Consider the following 15,243-nt stretch of genomic DNA (forward strand, 5'->3'; position numbering starts at 1 on the left):
GGGATCCAGTGTTTCGGTCATCGTCGATCCTTCCCACCAAGCTGAGCTCGGCGTGTCGAACCAAGGACCGGATCAACCGTTATTCAGACAGTCCCGAGACAGACTCAGTTGAGGGGAGATTGGAGGATGTGGGATCAACCGGCGATGGAACGGAGGGAACCGCAATCACGCTGTTCGCATCGTGATGGACTACACCCCAACGCGGCGATCGTCGAGCTCTATTGACGCATCGAGCACGCAACACGGTCGGTAGGCTGCAGGTGCAAACTTTCCAGCCTCTGCTACGCCGCGCTCAGTTTCGTTGGCACGCTGAACAGTTGGGGGCGATGTGCAGAGTTTCGTGGGTGACCTCAAGGGTACGAGTATCGAGTGTGTAGGCGGCCCCGATCGTTGCTGGGGAAATCACCCCAGTGAGGAGGTTGACGACCTCGTTGGCGACGAGACTTCCTACGATGCCGCAGATCGGCCCGAATGCGGCACCCTGCGCGCCGCGGTCAGTTCGATGGCGAGACAGCAGCTCGTAGTGCTCGAACTCGTCACTTGCAACGCTTTCGTAGCACTTGAAGCACCCGGTCGAGCCGGGCACGAAGGTCGGTCCGACGCGCACTAGCGGCGGGTACTGACTCATGATGACGTGGGGAATCGCGGCGGACAGGCATACGTCGTTGAGTAGATGGCTTAGGACACCGACAGGGGTGTCCGCTGCCTCGATGACTAGGTCGCAGTTTGCGGAGAATGCTGCTGCGGAGGGTTCGTCGATGACCATCTGATCGCTCGTCTCGACAGAGACCAAAGGGTTAAACCGTCTGAGTGCGGACGCAGCCGCGGTCGATTTTGGGTGCCCGATATCGTCGTTGGTGTATAGGACCTGCCGGTTGAGGTTGCTGTGGTCGACAGTGTCACCGTCGCAAATCCGCAAGGTACCCACCCCGGCTGCGGCCAACGCGAGCGCAGTCCAGCTGCCGATTCCCCCCAGTCCAAGGATTCCCACCCGCGCTCGCCGCAGCCTGTGCTGTATTTCGACGGGCTTGGTTTCGTAAGGCACGAGTTCTGCGAAGTATCGAAGCTGCCGGTCGTACCGTTCCAGCTCGTCGGGAGGAATTTCTGATGCAATCGGAGTGACGTTGTGCAGCAACCCTGCGGCAGCGAGATCTCGGAGAAAGCTTGCGACGGCTGTCTCGTCGATACCGGTCTCTTGGTTGACGAGTCGACAGATCTCTGATGCGGTTCTGCCCTCGGTGAGAAGTGAAAATGTCCGATGATGGGCCTCGATGGGGTCCGTGATCGCAAAATCGGTCGCGTGGGTGGCCGGCAGCAGATGGATTGTGCCGTCGGGCGAAGTGAACAGCTCGACAGAGTCCTTCAGGCGGGGAACGGTATCGCCGAACGGTTGGGCGTCGGGCGAGTGAGTGTGTTGCATTCGGCACATCCGTTTCCGATGGTTGCTGGGCGAAAGGACACGGGCGCGGAGGATGGAGGTCTCCGCGCCCGTGCGCCGAACAATCAGACGTTCTTGTTGTTGCGCAGAGCGCTGGCCTTCTTGCTGGTTGCGGTGATGGAACCCATTGTGTGTCACCTCCTTTCGGCTTTCGATGGTGACGCGACCCCGAAGGTCTGCGGTTTCGGCATTATTGCCGAGCTTTGGGGGCTAGTCCTTGACTGCGAAATGGACTGCCTTGGTGTGGAACGTCTCGTCGAGATGGGTATCGAAAGTCCCGCTGTCATGAAGACCCATCGTGCGAACCGGACGTAACCCGTGATGGCGCAGTGCGGAAGTCAGCCAGTCTGCTGTGTAGTGGCGCTCGGTGTGTGTGCAAACAAGTTGACGCCAGCTCGTGCGGCTCGTGTCTGGAATGAAGCTGTACAACATGAAACTGCTCAGCTGTTCAGGGCGGAAGGGTTCAGGCGTCAGGCTGCGTCGTGCGAAAACGACGTTGCCGGAGCTGTCATCGACGGAATCGGTCAACCAGTGCGTTTCGTATGTACGGCGGCTGTTGACGTCGAACGCGAATATCCCACCAGGAGAGAGGCTTTCGGAAACTCGCGCAAACATGGCGTGTAGATCCGCAGGGTTCAACACGTAGTTCACGGCGTCGTCGAGGCATGTGATGACGTCGTACGGCTGTGGGACGTGGAAGTCGGTCATGTCGTCTACCCACAGTCGCGACGCTTGTTCGGGTGACGCCTTGGATCGAGCCTGTTCGATCATTGCGCTGCTGATGTCGAACCCGGAAACCTCATATCCGCGATCGGCCAGGGCGAACGTGCTCTTCCCTGTTCCGCAGGCTGCATCAAGCAGGGTTCGGCCAACAGCTCGCACCCCGACGATCTCCTCGATCACTGCGTTGAGCATCGAGGACCAGCGATCGTAGTCGTCGGCGGCAGTGTAGGCGTCGTACACCTCGGCCAATGAATCGTAAGTCTCGCGAGCCGACTGCGTGGCGTCGGTTGACGCCGATGCTGTCGGGCTGATTACGTCGGTCACATCAACAACGTATCCTTGCAAGGTAACCTTTGCAAGGGGTAATTTGCATGAACTACGGAAAGAGGGTGGACCACGGTGTCCGAGGATGAGAAGCGGCCGCAACTGTTCGACCCGTCTAAGGACGAGATCGTCAGCGGTGAGCGACTCGCTGCGTTAGCGCACCCGCTGCGGCTCCGAATGCTGGGCCTGCTGCGCGTCTTTGGGCCATCGACAGCGACCAAAATGGCCGAGCGGTGCGACGTCTCTTCTGGGTTGACGAGCTACCACTTACGGCAGCTGGCTGAATCAGGATTGATCGAGCCTGTTCCGGCACCCGAGAACTCCCACAACAGGGAGAAGTGGTGGGGTCCAACCTTACGGTCTACCTACACCACAAATGTCCACGATGGTCCCGAAGCGCAGGCCATCGGAGCTGAATACCTGCGTTCTGTAGTTGAACAACATAAGGCCAGTACCTCGCAATGGCTCAACGTTCAGCATGAGTGGGGAACTCGCTGGCTCGAGGCGAGCACGATCAGCGATGTCTCGTTACGTCTGACCGCAGATGAGCTGCGCGGGTTGCAAGACGAAATAGCTGAACTCATGGCGCGCTATCCGCGACACGACTCTGTGCGAGCCGCAGAGGGTGATGACGATCCATCAGTAGTGGTCACAGTGCAATACCAACTCTTCCCAAACCCCGAGCAAGATCCTGAGGAGTGACCTATTTTGTTGTCGCTGATCGCACTTGAGTTCTTCGGGATGCTCGGTTCCCGTGTGTCTCAGTTGGCGATCCCTTTTCTCGTCTTGTCCGTCGGCCACTCACCGACGCAAGCTGCCGCCGCCACCGCGGCCGAGTTGGTTCCGTACGTGGCAACGCAATTGTTCGGGAGCGGTGTGGTTCTCAAGTTCGGACTTCGTCGGTCGTGCGTAGTAGGAAACTCTGTCGCTACTCTCGCCACAGTTGGTCTGGCTATCTCAGCCCAGTTCGGTGGGGGCTACGCCTTGATATTGGCTACATGTTGCGTCATTGGCATCAGCCGGGGACCAGCCGACGTCGCCGCACAGGCGCTCATTCCGCACGTCAGTAGGGCCTCAGGTACACCCCTGATGCGTTCGACATCACTGGTGGAGGGGGCGAGCCGTACAGCGACCATTGTAGGTTCCCCAGTTGCAGCACTACTCCTGATCGTCGTTTCTCCAGCAGCGGTCATAAGTGTTACAGCTGCGGCGTTCGGGATTGCAGCTGTTACACCCTTGCGAATCCGCAGTCTCCCTGCGCTTTCGGCAGAAGTCCAGCCAGGCGAGCCACCGGTACAGATTCTTGCCGGCCTCAAGTTTCTATTCGCGGACCGTCCGCTCCGGGCCCTCGCACGGTCGGTCTTTCTCGTCAATCTCGCCGACGCGGGGATTCTTGGATTCCTGATACTCATGTGGTCGGAACAGACCTTCGGCAACACCGCTGCTGCCGGTGTGTTGCTCGCGGTGCTGTCGGGTGCCGCCATTGCGGGCACCGTAGGACTCGCCGCGTGCGCAACCTCGTCGAGGACCCGGATGGTGCTCATAGTCGCATTCCTCGTGGCGGGATGCCCTCGATTCATTGTGATGGTGACATCACAGGACCTACCGGTAATCGTCACTGTCTGGGTAGTTGCGGGGCTCGCGGCCGGCTTGATCAACCCAATCTTCGGTTACCTTCAATTCCGACGAATCCCAGAACCACAGCAACCGCAGGTCCTCGGCGCAGTGTCCGGGATCGGCTGGATTGCAATACCAATCGGAACTCTCGCAGCGGGTGCACTCGTCCAAACCTTCGGCGTCGACGCAACGCTACTCATCATGGGAAGCATCTATCTCGTGGCCTGGCTCGACATGGTCGTCAACCCGGCATGGCGAACCCTTACCAAAGAGTCCCAAATGGTTGCTGAGACGTTACGTTCTGACTGATAGGTCTGGGGAAACCGCGGTCGCTCACATTTCCAAGGTTGTAAAACACATTACGTGGAAATCTGTCCAGACGTGCACAAAACGTGGCGTTCGCGATCGGACGATCCGGAGGCGGACGATTCCGAGACACCACGGCCTTGAAAGTGAGGGCTGAGGGCCTCGCAATGGACACCATCGTCGAAGGAACCCTGTTCGCCTGGGCCCGGACGAGTGTGGGGGATTGGCTTGCCGCAGTGTCTTTTTCGATCCCGACCGGCAACAAGAAAGGCCGCCTGGACCTCGACCGGCAATGGTGCCCCGCCGCCGCCATCACACCCATCACATGACCGACACCACCACCGCGGTGGCCACCCGGCAGATGGCCGATCACCGACAATCAACACACACCACCGCAGCAGCACAGGAGAGACCGTGAACATCGGCGACCGCTACCACCTCACACCCGGCGCACTCGGCGCACCCGGCATCGTCGTCGTACGCGAAATCCAAGACGGAGGCCTCGTCCTCGTCGAAAACGAAACACCAGGCCCCGGCGTCTACCCCTACCTCGTCAAACCCGACACCCTCGTACCCGCCACCACCAGAGCGCCCTAACCCCGACGCCGACGGAGCCGCCGAAGGTTCGCAGCATGAAGTCTCGCCCCTCGCTCCTCCGAATCGACCCGCAACGGATACCTGCACTGAGAACAGAAGTTGCCCAGCGGCAACGGAATCGGGCTACTGCACCGGGGACAGTCATCGAAATGCGACCGATTCGTCACGGCCGACGTCTGTATATCCATAGACGCCGACCATGCCACAGGCCACCGACAACCACAGTCCGGCGATTTCGACAGTCGATCCCCTTCCGCCCACGTCGAGAGGATCGCCAAACATCGACCACCAGGCCCGTCCCGTTCACCCTGCGAGGCGGGCCCCCATGCATCTAAAAAAGAAAATTGAGTAGAACCGGCAGCAAACCGGCGAGGCCCGCGACGCCCACGGCCAGCAAGTCAGGAGTGGGGTCGTCGTACCATTCCTTCAGCCGTTGCCAGGCGTATTGCCAGAACCCCTCGATTCGTGCAGCGTTCAAGCGATCGATCTTCGCTATTTCACGGTCGATTGCGGCGTCAATGACATGCGTATCGACGATATGCAGCTTCTCCCGTATCTCAACAAGGGTCTTCAGTTGCTCGTGTGGAGTCTTGCGGGCATTGCGGACAGCAAATGATCCGGCGATGATCGCCGCCAAAATGACGCCAACCGGGACGAATACCGGGCCGAACCGTTCGAGAATGCTCGGGGCGGCGTCGCTCGCCTGCGCTAGAAGTTGCCACATGGCGGTGATTTTTACACGATTACGCGGCCATGGTGGGCACGTCACCGAGATAACCCCGAGCTACCGCGACACCGAGTGTGGTCACCCTCCGTCGCTCCCGCACAATCACGTTCACAGCCGTACCCCACTACCGCGCCGCCGTAGAGCACCAGCTCCGGCGGCGTTCTGCGTCCCACCACAGCAGGCCCGCCACTCTCACAGGCAGGCCCTCGCGGGCCACACGCACCCCTACGGGCTGCACCGAATCGGACTCCGCTGCGCTCCGCACTCACAAGAGTGAAAAGAATCAAATTTCTTTGTGGCGTAGGTGGCTTCTGGCGAGCATCCATCACCCGTGACCGCCGACTCAACCCCTCGCTCCGCTGCGCTACGACCGAAGGCTCCGAACACTTTTTGTCCGAGCAGTCGCTGCGCTCCCACGAAAACTGTCCGAGACGAGGGGTTGCCCCGTCGTCCCCGTGCACTGACTTCTCTCCCCAGCCACCACGGCAAAAAGAAATTGGCAGGGCAGAAGGTCCGGCCACCAGTCGGGAGAGCAGAGGCCCGTCATGCACCAGGACCACAGCGCAGCAGGCGACGATCACACCCACACCACCGGGCTCTACGCAGGCACTCTCTGCGATTGCCGCGACTACAACTGCCCCGCAGGTGCCATCCCCGACCTCCCGTGCCTCAACGAAGACACACGCGGCGCTCCGACCAGCTCGTCATGCGAAGACCACGACTGCCCCACCTGCTACGAGCACACCGTCGACTGGTCTGACGTAGCCGTCACCGGCCCATTGTCCATCACCGACAGAATCCACCAATCCTACGCCGCATCATCCGAATGCAATAGCTACACGGAAAGAATGAGAAAAAGGCACGGTCGTGTATAGAGTCGTTCGGCCCCCTGAACGGAATGCGCGCAGATGCCCGAAAAGCGCTATGTCACAACCCAATTACGTCGCAATAAGTGGAGTGAAACCCTTGGTACAAAGAGCGGGATTGCAGTAGAATGAGAGTCAACGAAACAATTCTCACGAGGAGAGAAATATGCCCATCGCCGTCTACACAAAACCGCAATGCGACCCCTGCAACGCAACCAAAATCTTCCTGGATAGAAAGAAGGTGAACTACCGAATCGTCGACGTCACCGAAGATCCCGACGCATACCGATTCATCACCGACGAGCTCGGCTACCGACAGACCCCTGTCGTCTACGCCGACGAGAACCACCACTTCAGCGGGTTCCAGATCGACGCCCTGAACAAGCTCGCCGCCGCCTGAAACTCACAAACCGGCAAATACAGAGAAGGGGGCCCGCCGTGCGACTCGTACCCGTCTACACCCCCGACCCCGACTACATCGACCGCCAGATCGACGCCGAACTCACCGCGGAACACCCCACCGCACGCCAGGCCAACCAGGCCGAGGCCGAGCGCAACGACATCGACAAAGCTGCATCCTGACCACTGACGCAATGCACCACAGCCGGTAGCAACGTCCCACCGGTACGACGTCCCACCCCAACACGAACACGAGGCCCACGATGAAGGCACTACGCGCAGTCCCCACACCCGGCGACGACGCAGCGCAGGCACGTGCGGACCTCGCACCCGTCGAGAATCTCGACACGTCGGTCGAACCCGGCTACGACCCGGCCACCGACCCCGAAGCAATGCTCCTGTGCGCCTTGATGGACGTGCGCAGCCAGAGCACCGACGGAGCCGACATCGAGCGGATCACCAGCACGCTGACCTCGGCGGACTTCGAGGATCCAGCACACGCGCGCATGTACGGCCACATCGTCGACCTCATCGCCGCCGGTCAACCCCACGACTTCGCCTCCGTCACCGGCGCGCTCATCCGATCCGGAGCAGACGGAGCCAAAGACGCGCCACTACGCAAACGCCTCATGGGCATCGTCACCGCTGGCGCGCACTCCGTCGCCGCCGTGCACTACGCCGACAACGTCCTGTCCCAGTCCTACCGACGCAGTTTCCACATCGCCGGCCAACGACTGACCCAGGCCGCCGAAGAGGCACCCGAGGAATACCTGTTCGACTACATGGTCGAACTCGGCACCGCGCAACGTGCAGCGTTCAACCGACTTAACGCTTTTCGGCAACCCTCCACATCCTGACCATCGGGCGAGTTGATCCGTGTACGCGGACGACCGGCGGATGGCACTACGGTGCTCTGCGGGCCACAACCGAAAGGCGAGGACAGTGACAAAGACAGGTGAGCACACCGAACAGACGCCACACGTAGCTTCAGACGGCATGAACGAGCCCACCACGCCCGCCGCCACTCTCGACATCGCCAAGGCCGACGTCCTCGACGACGATTTCGAGTGGCCGGACCCCGGCACACCGCACGCACTGATGAATCCGCATTGGCTGCTGCAGGCCGCCATCCAGGCCGGTGCCGGTGATCGACTCGAACACCGCCACCAACAGCTTTCATGTCAGGCTCAACTCCGGATTCCCCTCGTTGACCACCAGTTCGAGGTCACCCGGGTACGCGGCGAGCAGCGTCGGCCAGTCGATCGGATCGTGTACCCGGGCCACACACAGGTCGGGCGATTCCGGGGTTGTCAGTGACCCAGCAGTGACCTCGCGTAACCATGCCGGCACTTCGACGCGTTGCGTGAACGAGCCGCCGTAGGACAGGCAACCGTCCGGTCGTGGCCAGTCGATCCGGCCGGTGAGCTCGCGATAGCGGGCGTACGCGTGCGCGCTCCATCGGTCACGCTCCGTAGTGAGTGCGAGACGGTCTGATGCCGCCTCCTGCGGCGCGTGGATCATGTCAATCCTGGTGGATAGTGCGCAGCAGCTGAGCGAGCGCGAGCGCGGTGATCGGATCGTCGACCGTGGCAGCAACGACCAACGCGAGGTCGCCGGAATCCTGCACCGCATCGAGCAGATCGAGCGATGCGTCGACGGCGAAGTTAGGGCCCGAGATGTCGTTGATGATCGCCAGCAGCTCGGCAAACCGCGACCCGGTCTCCACCGGAACGGAGGCGTGCAGCATCTCGAACGCGGCCACCGCTTCCGGGGAACGCAGTTCGGCAAGGATGTCGAGCTCCACGGCGTCGAGATCGGACAGGGCGGGGGAGTCGTGTGTGCTCATCGTGTGGGTCCTTCGGTCGGTACGTCGCCGGTGGCCGGAGACGCGGGAGGGGCGAGGCTGAGATTCCACCCGATGTCGATCACGCCACTGCGCCCGATTCGTCGTCGAACGACCGACGGGTATGGCTTTCCAGTACGTGGAGCTCGGCAGTGAGGCCGACCGCGCATTCGGCATCGGCCACCGGATCGAGGGCGGCGATGTTCGCCCGTAGCTGCGTGATCCGGGTGTAGCGGTCAACGGCTGCATCGTCGGTGTCGGAGACGGTAAGGGCGTGTACGACCATCAGCCTCGACTGTCCCGGCAGTGCTACTACCGCCGCCTCGCTGGTGCCGCGGCTCGCTGCGGTGATCTCACGGGCGAGGGACTCGGCGTAGGCGCGTGCTGTCGCGGCCGGCACGTCCCCAGCGACGGTGAGGGCATCGGGTAGTGGGTCGGGCTGGACCGAGCGCACCAGTACGTCCACGGTCGGCGTATCGGGGTCGGTCCCGCTCACCCGGAGCCGATCTGTGTGGGCGAGGACGGTATCGGTGACGTAGCGCGGCGCGGGGAGTTCGGCCGAGCGCACACCGGGTGCGTAGAGCGGGATCGCGGCGAGTGCGCACGCGATCTCGCCGGGTGTGCCCACGAGGCAAACACTGTCGTCGACATGCTGGGTGAGCGTCACCGCGACGACGTCGGCCTCCCGCAGGTCCGCGATCGTGTACGCCTGGACGACCGCGAAGCGAGCCGTGGTCGAGGACGAGTGGAAATGAAAGTGCCCGCGGCCGTGAACGAACCCAGGGTCGCCGTGTTCATCGAGAGTCGAGATCTCGACCGAGATCAGTGCAGTCGGCGCGGTTGGTGCATCGTGCGGAGTGGTGGCCGGTAGAAAGGCGCGAGGATCGGTGGTGTCCATGAAGGTCTGCCTTCGGTAGGTCCGGGCAAGGAAGCGGTTACGTGAGTGCGACGAGCGCGGGTGCAGCGAGGCCGCACACCGCAGCGGCCGCATACAAGGCGGTGGTGGTTCGGTCCATCGGTTCGCAGCCATCAGTGAGAGCCAGGCGTAGCCCGGCGGCTCCTGCCGCGACGACACCGACGAACACCAGTACCCAGGTCGAGCCGAGCAGGTACGGCATCGGTCAGCTCGAGTTCGCGTAGCTCTCGGACGAGTTCTGCTCAGCCTCAGTGCCGGTCGGCTCGGGAGCGTCGGACTCGGTTTTCGTCGTCGACGACGGCTGCAGGCGAGGAGGCCGGGGAGTTGTCTTGGTGGCCGCAGTGGTGGCGGTCTTCTTACCGGTGACGGCGGAGGTGGGGACTTTCAGTCCGGCCTTGCGGAGCTCGGGTGCGGACCAACCGCCGTCGAGTGCGGCTTTGATCGCGGCCAGCTCAATGGTGGCGGCGGCGCGTTCGGCGGTTTGCGCTTCGGTGACCTTCGCGGCAGCGATGGCGCGTTCGTTCTGCGCGGCGACTATGGCGTCGATCAAACCGAGGCGAGTCTCGAGGGCGGCCTGTGCGGCGGCGCGAACGGTGTCGGGGTCGAGAGGGGTCAGTGACATGTGTGGACCTTCCGGAGACGGCGTGCAGCGTGCGCGACGGAATGGCGCAGCGCTGATTGACAACGCGGTCTCGGGCGGCTCATACCCCGTCCGATATCCGGCCTCAACGTTATCGAATCGGTCCGACAGATGCACCCTCACCAACCCTGATATATCTTGCGCGGCATATGCCGTGGACGGTATAATTGGTGGTGGACGTCGATGCGCCTGAAGAGTTCTTCGACTGGCTCGATCGTGTGGAGGCGAAGGCCGACGCCGGGGATGCTTCGTCGGTGCGGGTGCTCGCTCGGGTGACCGATGCGTTGGTGCAGTTGCGGGAGCTCGACGGTGTTCCGGTGGAGGATCGGCCTGACCTCAAGAGGGTGCGGCAGTCGAAGAAGTTTCCGATGTGGCGGACGGCGCATCCGTTCGATGCGCAGATTGCGCTGCGGTTGATCTGTTGGTTCCCGCCCGGCAGTAGTTCGGTGGTGGTGGCGTTGTTCGCGGCCGACAAGGCGCGGATGGGTGATGTGTTCTACGACGGTGTCGGCGCAAGGGCTGATGTCGCGATCGAGCGTTGGTTGCGGGAGACCGCGGAAGGGGAGCAGTGATGAGCGAGAAGAAGTCGTTCCGGCGTGCGAACGACCGGATTGAGCAGTTGCGGACCAAGCCGGTGATCGCGGAGACGGTGCGCGAGTTCGCGGCCGAGCGGGAGACGATGAACCGGGTGTACGCCGAGGGCTTGGCGGACATACGCAAGGCCGGCAACCTCACCCAGGTTCAGATGGCTGCATTGCTCGGGACGAATCAGGGTGCGGTGTCGCGGATCGAGGGCCGCGACGATCTACTGCTGTCCACGTTGCGGCAGTACCTCGCGGCGACCGGTGCTGTGCACCCGAAGATCGTCGTCGAGAAAGACGGCGTCGAAATCGCACTCGACCTCGACGCCTTCGCCTAGTGAGTCTTTGCGTTCATAACGCCCAATGGGTGTGCACGACCACGATGTCAACAGTCGTATTTGTCTCGCAAAGAATCCACCGCGTCGTTGTATGCGTTCTCGAACTGGGTGATGTCGCCTTCTTGAAATGATCGGTTCGGGTTAATTCTGAGTCTGTTCTCGACAACCGTGGTGACTCGAACCAGGGCGGCATGGGGATCTTTATAGCCAACTATGAGCAGGGTTGCTGCGGCCGCGTTGACATCGTTTCGTCGTGCCTGACATTCCTTCGCGGCAAGGTCGTACCGTGGGGTCGAGATGTCGTCGGATGTTGGATCCTTATGTCTGAAGTCATCGTCATGGTCGCCATCAAGCGCTTCTCCCGCCGCGAGAAACGCGAGCCTCAGTTCCAGTAGCCCTGTCATTGCGGTGGAGACCACATTGAAGGTGACTTCGCGACGGTGCTTTTGCTCTTCCGCTCGCATCACAGTCGCGTTCGTTGCGTCCGCAATGCGTGCCTGCATCTCGATCTGTTTGTCCACTTGTCCGCGTTGCTCTCGGAGCTGACGTTCGAAGTTCTCGCGCTCGAGCTGAAGCTGTTGCTCGAACTTGTCACGTTCGTCTTGGCGAGTCTGGGCTTGTCCACGAAAAGCGATTGCGGCGGCCGCGATGAGGAATGGCCCGCCAACCAGTCCGGCGATTAGAGTCGCCTGGGGTTGGGTCAGATCCCATTCGGTCAGGTGGTGCCAGGACGCGCCGATTCCGATGAGCAGAGTCGGCGCGGACAGAGCCAACATTGTTGGTTTGATGATCTTCATTGCCACGCGACGCATCATGCCCTCTCGGCACGCTGGTTATGTCCGGCCCGTCGATGGAACCCGTCGACTTCCCCCTCGATCCGTCAGGTTGCCGGTATCAGCGCCGGGTGTCGCGTCAACGGGTCGCGTCAGTCATCGTTCGGGTCGGGAAATTCTGCGGGCGGCGCGACGGTGACGTGAGCCGGACGCTGGTTGTCAGGCCACACAGGCTCGTCCCAGTGGATGACGACGTCGACGAACGAGACAGCGCTTAGGTCGACGCCGGTGAAGTCTGCGCCGTCGATGGTTGCGCCATCGAAGGAGGCGTGGGTCAGTTCGGCTCCCTCGAAATTCGCGTCGTACAGGTACGCGCCCTCGAAGTGGGCCCGCATGAATTGAGCTCGGATGAACTTCGCGCTGACCAACCGTGCTCCACGAAAGACCGGGAGGTCACCTCTCGTATTTGTGAAATCCGTGGCATGTCCTTTTGCGTTCTGAAAATTCGCGCCGTCCAACCTCGCGCCGTCGAAGTGCGCCTTGTGCAGGTTCGCTCCGGTCAGTTGCGTCCCGTTCAGATGCCCATTGCTGAACTTTGTCCCGTTGAAGTTGCAGCCGTTCAGTCTGGCCCCGTTGAGCGTGGCCTTTGTGAGATCCGCACCGGGAAAGAGAGCCGTGGCCAGATCTACGGCTAGCAAGTCCGCAGAGTCGAGTTTCGCCCCGGTGAGGTCGAAGTCCGCGCCCGTCCACTTCGGGTCGTTCGTGTCCTTCGGCACGATCGTGGTGTGTGTTCGGATCGCGGTGATGATCGCCGCGCGCACAATTTTCTCCTCCGCCTCGAGGTCGTCGGTACGTCCAGCTTTGTCGCTTTTTTTCAGCTTGGAGTAGAGCGCGGTGTCGGAGGTCGTGTCGCGGCGTAGGTAGGCGCAGAGCACGTCGATGCATACCTGGCGGTCACGCTCGGAGGCGAGTGTGGATCCTGTTGCGGTGTACCAGTCATCTGCCAGCGAGGCGAGTGAGTAGACGCCTGCCAGTCTGATGGTGGCGGCATCGTCTGCGAGTTGGGTCGCGCTGGTGGTGAATCGCGATTGAAGATCACGCATCACCTCGCGTTGGTGCTTGTTGTTCTCGTCGGACTTCGTCTGCTCGCGTGTGAGATGAGTGCCGTAGAACGTAACCGCAGCGGCACCGAGTACCGCCAGCCCACCGATTGCTGTGCCCTGCCCTGACTCGATAGACGACCCCAAGATGAAGGCGATGACCGCCAAGGCGACGCCGACCGAGCTGATGGCGACCGCAGTTTTCGCGAGCCCCGACGACTGCCAGGACTGCCGTTTGGGTGTTCTGTCGACCGAAACTGCGGGTGGCTGGTGCTCGCTCATGCGCTTCATAGTGCCGGTGTTCCAGGCTCGAAATGGTCGGTTGCCCCCAACTGGGGATCGGACTGTGTCCTCATGTGGATGTCCGAGAGTTCCCAGGCCGCTCCGCTCGATCTCAGGCACCCACAATCGGGTCCGAATCCCCAACCGGGGACAACCGCAAGGGCCGGTCGATTGGTTACCAGTATCCGCGCGAGACCTTGGCAAGTTGTTCCGCGTAGCTCTTCATAGCGGCCTTCGCGCGATCCTTTTGACCACCGAAGAGCCCGGCCTTCAGGGGGCCGAAATTTGTTCCGGCGGTGTCGAGCAGTTGGGCGTACTCGTGTACGGGGTTAGTCCTGCTGTGCTTGTACCGCCAGGCGGACCGTCCGAACCAATGGGTGCCGCTGAGCCAGCTCAGATCGGGGTTCTGTTGAGCGAACATGCTGATGCTGTCCGTGGTGACGAGTCCGAGCATTATTTCGGCGCGGTCGAACGCATTCTCGTAGGAGTCGTTGTCGGCGAATTGGCCGGCGAACACGGGGCGAAGCATCGCGCACATCCAGTCCGCAGTCGGTTGCAGTCTGTACGTAATGCTTTGGTTCCGGAGGGCTGCGAGAGCCGATTCGAGGGTGTACTCATCACGTTCCGCCGCGTATGCGAGTGCGCTGGGTGCGTTCTTCCCCGCTTCGGCGAACGGGGTGTAGAAGTCCACCGCCTCGGCAACCGATGTCACGGTGGTGTCTCCTGCCCGGAGCGGCACGGTGGTCTCGATGAGGAGTTGGCGGAAGTTGTCCCAGCGTTCGTCACCGACGGTTGCTACAGCTGAGGTCACGACGTAGGCGAGCATCGGCATGTATCGAAGTCTTATGAGTACGGTTCGTCCGCCGACCATCTCGGCGGCAAATGTGTGCAGTGCCCTGAGTGCGCGAATCCATGGCGTCAGCTGTTCACCTGTGGTGGCGTAACGGGCGGCGACTTGCAGCGACCAGCACAGTGGTTCGATGAGGTGCCAATAGTCGGTGGCCAGTTCCGCGATGAGTAGATCCTGGTCGCGTTCGACTCGGTCGGCGTTCTCCGCTGTGACATTGAGCGGAAACCGATCTGTCGATTTCAGTTCGGCCAGAACGCGCTGAGTCTCGGAGGCGATGAGGTCGTCGAGCTCGATGCGTTTGGTCGGGTCGAGAATGAACGTTTTCGTCAGCTCTCGCAGCTTGGCCGGCAGATCCTTCTCGGACAGCTGTTTAACGGACGCCTGGATCGTTGCGGGATCGGAGGTAGGCCCGCCGAACACGTCTTGGATTCTCGCGATGAGTTTGACGGCCTCCGTGGTGTACCTGTCTCCGAAGAGGTCGGAGTAGTTGATATCGCGCAATGATCGCCCGGCTCCGAGGTCCCAAGCATCGATGTCGCCGTCGTCGAAACGCACGGGTATGAGCCAGGTCTTGTCGGGGCGGCGCTGCTTGAACTCCTCCACGGCTATAGCTATCTCGTCGTTCATCACGGACTTTTCTTTGGCCCGCTGGTTCTCGGAGAAGCAGGCGAGGAAGACAGCGCTGCCATCACGAATAGCGTCGCGGATGACGCGTTTCCACGAGTCGCCCGGGCCCAGCGAGTCTCGGTCGCGCCAGTACGGAATGTTGGCGGCCTTCAACAGGTCACACAACTTGTCTACAGCCGCCTCGTCCTGTCGAACGTAAGAGATAAATACGTGCTTCGCGTCGGGCGCTGTCATGGACCAAGTCTAGAGACCGTCCTGTCTCTTTTTGGTTGTGTAACCGCATTTTTGCCTTCGAC

Annotated in this window: 21 protein-coding genes; 9 read left to right on the plus strand and 12 right to left on the minus strand. The window is 61.5% G+C overall.

Features of this window, described 5'->3' with window-relative positions:
* Positions 1 to 292: 292 nt before the first annotated feature.
* Entirely contained in the window at positions 293 to 1,420 is a 1,128-nt protein-coding gene (locus AB0O58_RS15095; RefSeq protein WP_366238378.1) for a TOMM precursor leader peptide-binding protein, read from the minus strand.
* 228 nt (positions 1,421 to 1,648) lie between these two features.
* On the minus strand, positions 1,649 to 2,485 hold the full coding sequence (locus AB0O58_RS15100) for a class I SAM-dependent methyltransferase (protein WP_366238489.1): 837 nt from the start codon (positions 2,483 to 2,485) through the stop codon (positions 1,649 to 1,651).
* Positions 2,486 to 2,560: 75 nt separating this feature from the next.
* On the opposite strand from AB0O58_RS15100, the gene AB0O58_RS15105 reads away from it, so the two are divergent.
* The 4 genes from AB0O58_RS15105 (at position 2,561) to AB0O58_RS15120 (ending at position 5,005) form a co-directional block, all read left to right on the plus strand.
* Positions 2,561 to 3,187, plus strand: coding sequence for a helix-turn-helix domain-containing protein (locus AB0O58_RS15105; protein WP_366238379.1), 627 nt, complete (start codon positions 2,561 to 2,563; stop codon positions 3,185 to 3,187).
* Between the two features lie 9 nt (positions 3,188 to 3,196).
* Complete coding sequence (locus AB0O58_RS15110; protein WP_366238380.1) at positions 3,197 to 4,411, plus strand: MFS transporter; 1,215 nt, start codon at positions 3,197 to 3,199, stop codon at positions 4,409 to 4,411.
* Positions 4,412 to 4,575: 164 nt separating this feature from the next.
* Positions 4,576 to 4,737 carry a hypothetical protein gene (locus AB0O58_RS15115; protein WP_366238381.1) on the plus strand — a complete coding sequence of 54 codons (162 nt, stop codon included), beginning with the start codon at positions 4,576 to 4,578 and terminating at the stop codon, positions 4,735 to 4,737.
* Positions 4,738 to 4,822: 85 nt separating this feature from the next.
* Positions 4,823 to 5,005 (plus strand): hypothetical protein, encoded by a 183-nt coding sequence (locus tag AB0O58_RS15120; protein ID WP_366238382.1) that lies wholly within the window; start codon positions 4,823 to 4,825, stop codon positions 5,003 to 5,005.
* A 331-nt stretch (positions 5,006 to 5,336) separates the two neighbouring features.
* On the opposite strand, the gene AB0O58_RS15125 is transcribed toward AB0O58_RS15120, so the two are convergent.
* Complete coding sequence (locus AB0O58_RS15125) at positions 5,337 to 5,729, minus strand: hypothetical protein (RefSeq protein WP_366238383.1); 393 nt, start codon at positions 5,727 to 5,729, stop codon at positions 5,337 to 5,339.
* 1,035 nt (positions 5,730 to 6,764) lie between these two features.
* Here AB0O58_RS15125 and AB0O58_RS15130 point away from each other — a divergent pair.
* The 3 genes from AB0O58_RS15130 (at position 6,765) to AB0O58_RS15140 (ending at position 7,854) form a co-directional block, all read left to right on the plus strand.
* The gene (locus AB0O58_RS15130) at positions 6,765 to 6,998 is read left to right on the plus strand and encodes a glutaredoxin family protein (protein ID WP_366238384.1); all 234 of its coding nucleotides are present in this window, start codon (positions 6,765 to 6,767) and stop codon (positions 6,996 to 6,998) included.
* 38 nt (positions 6,999 to 7,036) lie between these two features.
* Positions 7,037 to 7,180 (plus strand): hypothetical protein, encoded by a 144-nt coding sequence (locus AB0O58_RS15135; protein WP_366238385.1) that lies wholly within the window; start codon positions 7,037 to 7,039, stop codon positions 7,178 to 7,180.
* 80 nt (positions 7,181 to 7,260) lie between these two features.
* The gene (locus AB0O58_RS15140; protein ID WP_366238386.1) at positions 7,261 to 7,854 is read left to right on the plus strand and encodes a DnaB-like helicase N-terminal domain-containing protein; all 594 of its coding nucleotides are present in this window, start codon (positions 7,261 to 7,263) and stop codon (positions 7,852 to 7,854) included.
* 130 nt (positions 7,855 to 7,984) lie between these two features.
* On the opposite strand, the gene AB0O58_RS15145 is transcribed toward AB0O58_RS15140, so the two are convergent.
* From AB0O58_RS15145 to AB0O58_RS15170, 6 genes are all read right to left on the minus strand, one after another.
* Entirely contained in the window at positions 7,985 to 8,164 is a 180-nt protein-coding gene (locus tag AB0O58_RS15145; RefSeq protein ID WP_366238387.1) for a hypothetical protein, read from the minus strand.
* Between the two features lie 9 nt (positions 8,165 to 8,173).
* Entirely contained in the window at positions 8,174 to 8,518 is a 345-nt protein-coding gene (locus AB0O58_RS15150; protein WP_366238388.1) for a hypothetical protein, read from the minus strand.
* Between the two features lies 1 nt (position 8,519).
* Positions 8,520 to 8,843 (minus strand): hypothetical protein, encoded by a 324-nt coding sequence (locus tag AB0O58_RS15155; protein ID WP_366238389.1) that lies wholly within the window; start codon positions 8,841 to 8,843, stop codon positions 8,520 to 8,522.
* A gap of 79 nt (positions 8,844 to 8,922) precedes the next feature.
* On the minus strand, positions 8,923 to 9,738 hold the full coding sequence (locus AB0O58_RS15160) for a methyltransferase (RefSeq protein ID WP_366238390.1): 816 nt from the start codon (positions 9,736 to 9,738) through the stop codon (positions 8,923 to 8,925).
* A gap of 37 nt (positions 9,739 to 9,775) precedes the next feature.
* Positions 9,776 to 9,958, minus strand: a complete 183-nt coding sequence (locus AB0O58_RS15165) for a hypothetical protein (RefSeq protein ID WP_366238391.1) — start codon at positions 9,956 to 9,958, stop codon at positions 9,776 to 9,778.
* A gap of 3 nt (positions 9,959 to 9,961) precedes the next feature.
* A complete protein-coding gene (locus tag AB0O58_RS15170; protein WP_366238392.1) occupies positions 9,962 to 10,378 on the minus strand; it encodes a hypothetical protein in 417 nt (138 codons plus the stop codon).
* Positions 10,379 to 10,569: 191 nt separating this feature from the next.
* Between AB0O58_RS15170 and AB0O58_RS15175 the strand changes: the two genes are divergently transcribed.
* The gene (locus tag AB0O58_RS15175) at positions 10,570 to 10,968 is read left to right on the plus strand and encodes a hypothetical protein (RefSeq protein WP_366238393.1); all 399 of its coding nucleotides are present in this window, start codon (positions 10,570 to 10,572) and stop codon (positions 10,966 to 10,968) included.
* Entirely contained in the window at positions 10,968 to 11,315 is a 348-nt protein-coding gene (locus AB0O58_RS15180; RefSeq protein WP_366238394.1) for a helix-turn-helix transcriptional regulator, read from the plus strand. Before AB0O58_RS15175 ends, AB0O58_RS15180 begins: the two co-directional genes overlap by 1 nt.
* Before the next feature lie 47 nt (positions 11,316 to 11,362).
* Here AB0O58_RS15180 and AB0O58_RS15185 read toward each other — a convergent pair whose 3' ends face one another.
* From AB0O58_RS15185 to AB0O58_RS15195, 3 genes are all read right to left on the minus strand, one after another.
* Complete coding sequence (locus AB0O58_RS15185) at positions 11,363 to 12,118, minus strand: hypothetical protein (protein WP_366238395.1); 756 nt, start codon at positions 12,116 to 12,118, stop codon at positions 11,363 to 11,365.
* A gap of 122 nt (positions 12,119 to 12,240) precedes the next feature.
* The gene (locus AB0O58_RS15190; protein WP_366238396.1) at positions 12,241 to 13,470 is read right to left on the minus strand and encodes a pentapeptide repeat-containing protein; all 1,230 of its coding nucleotides are present in this window, start codon (positions 13,468 to 13,470) and stop codon (positions 12,241 to 12,243) included.
* Positions 13,471 to 13,645: 175 nt separating this feature from the next.
* Positions 13,646 to 15,181, minus strand: coding sequence for a toll/interleukin-1 receptor domain-containing protein (locus tag AB0O58_RS15195; protein WP_366238397.1), 1,536 nt, complete (start codon positions 15,179 to 15,181; stop codon positions 13,646 to 13,648).
* Positions 15,182 to 15,243 lie beyond the last annotated feature (62 nt).

The sequence above is a fragment of the Rhodococcus sp. NPDC080181 genome, assembly GCF_040702225.1.
Lineage (GTDB): Bacteria > Actinomycetota > Actinomycetes > Mycobacteriales > Mycobacteriaceae > Rhodococcoides > Rhodococcoides fascians.

What these genes read in the sequence shown, in the direction of transcription:
- AB0O58_RS15095 (WP_366238378.1), bottom strand. Translation starts at nt 1,420, where the DNA reads ATGCAACACACTCACTCGCCCGACGCCCAACCGTTCGGCGATACCGTT.
- AB0O58_RS15115 (WP_366238381.1), top strand. Translation starts at nt 4,576, where the DNA reads ATGGACACCATCGTCGAAGGAACCCTGTTCGCCTGGGCCCGGACGAGT.
- AB0O58_RS15125 (WP_366238383.1), bottom strand. Translation starts at nt 5,729, where the DNA reads ATGTGGCAACTTCTAGCGCAGGCGAGCGACGCCGCCCCGAGCATTCTC.
- AB0O58_RS15130 (WP_366238384.1), top strand. Translation starts at nt 6,765, where the DNA reads ATGCCCATCGCCGTCTACACAAAACCGCAATGCGACCCCTGCAACGCA.
- AB0O58_RS15140 (WP_366238386.1), top strand. Translation starts at nt 7,261, where the DNA reads ATGAAGGCACTACGCGCAGTCCCCACACCCGGCGACGACGCAGCGCAG.
- AB0O58_RS15150 (WP_366238388.1), bottom strand. Translation starts at nt 8,518, where the DNA reads ATGATCCACGCGCCGCAGGAGGCGGCATCAGACCGTCTCGCACTCACT.
- AB0O58_RS15155 (WP_366238389.1), bottom strand. Translation starts at nt 8,843, where the DNA reads ATGAGCACACACGACTCCCCCGCCCTGTCCGATCTCGACGCCGTGGAG.
- AB0O58_RS15160 (WP_366238390.1), bottom strand. Translation starts at nt 9,738, where the DNA reads ATGGACACCACCGATCCTCGCGCCTTTCTACCGGCCACCACTCCGCAC.
- AB0O58_RS15165 (WP_366238391.1), bottom strand. Translation starts at nt 9,958, where the DNA reads ATGCCGTACCTGCTCGGCTCGACCTGGGTACTGGTGTTCGTCGGTGTC.
- AB0O58_RS15170 (WP_366238392.1), bottom strand. Translation starts at nt 10,378, where the DNA reads ATGTCACTGACCCCTCTCGACCCCGACACCGTTCGCGCCGCCGCACAG.
- AB0O58_RS15180 (WP_366238394.1), top strand. Translation starts at nt 10,968, where the DNA reads ATGAGCGAGAAGAAGTCGTTCCGGCGTGCGAACGACCGGATTGAGCAG.
- AB0O58_RS15190 (WP_366238396.1), bottom strand. Translation starts at nt 13,470, where the DNA reads ATGAGCGAGCACCAGCCACCCGCAGTTTCGGTCGACAGAACACCCAAA.
- AB0O58_RS15195 (WP_366238397.1), bottom strand. Translation starts at nt 15,181, where the DNA reads ATGACAGCGCCCGACGCGAAGCACGTATTTATCTCTTACGTTCGACAG.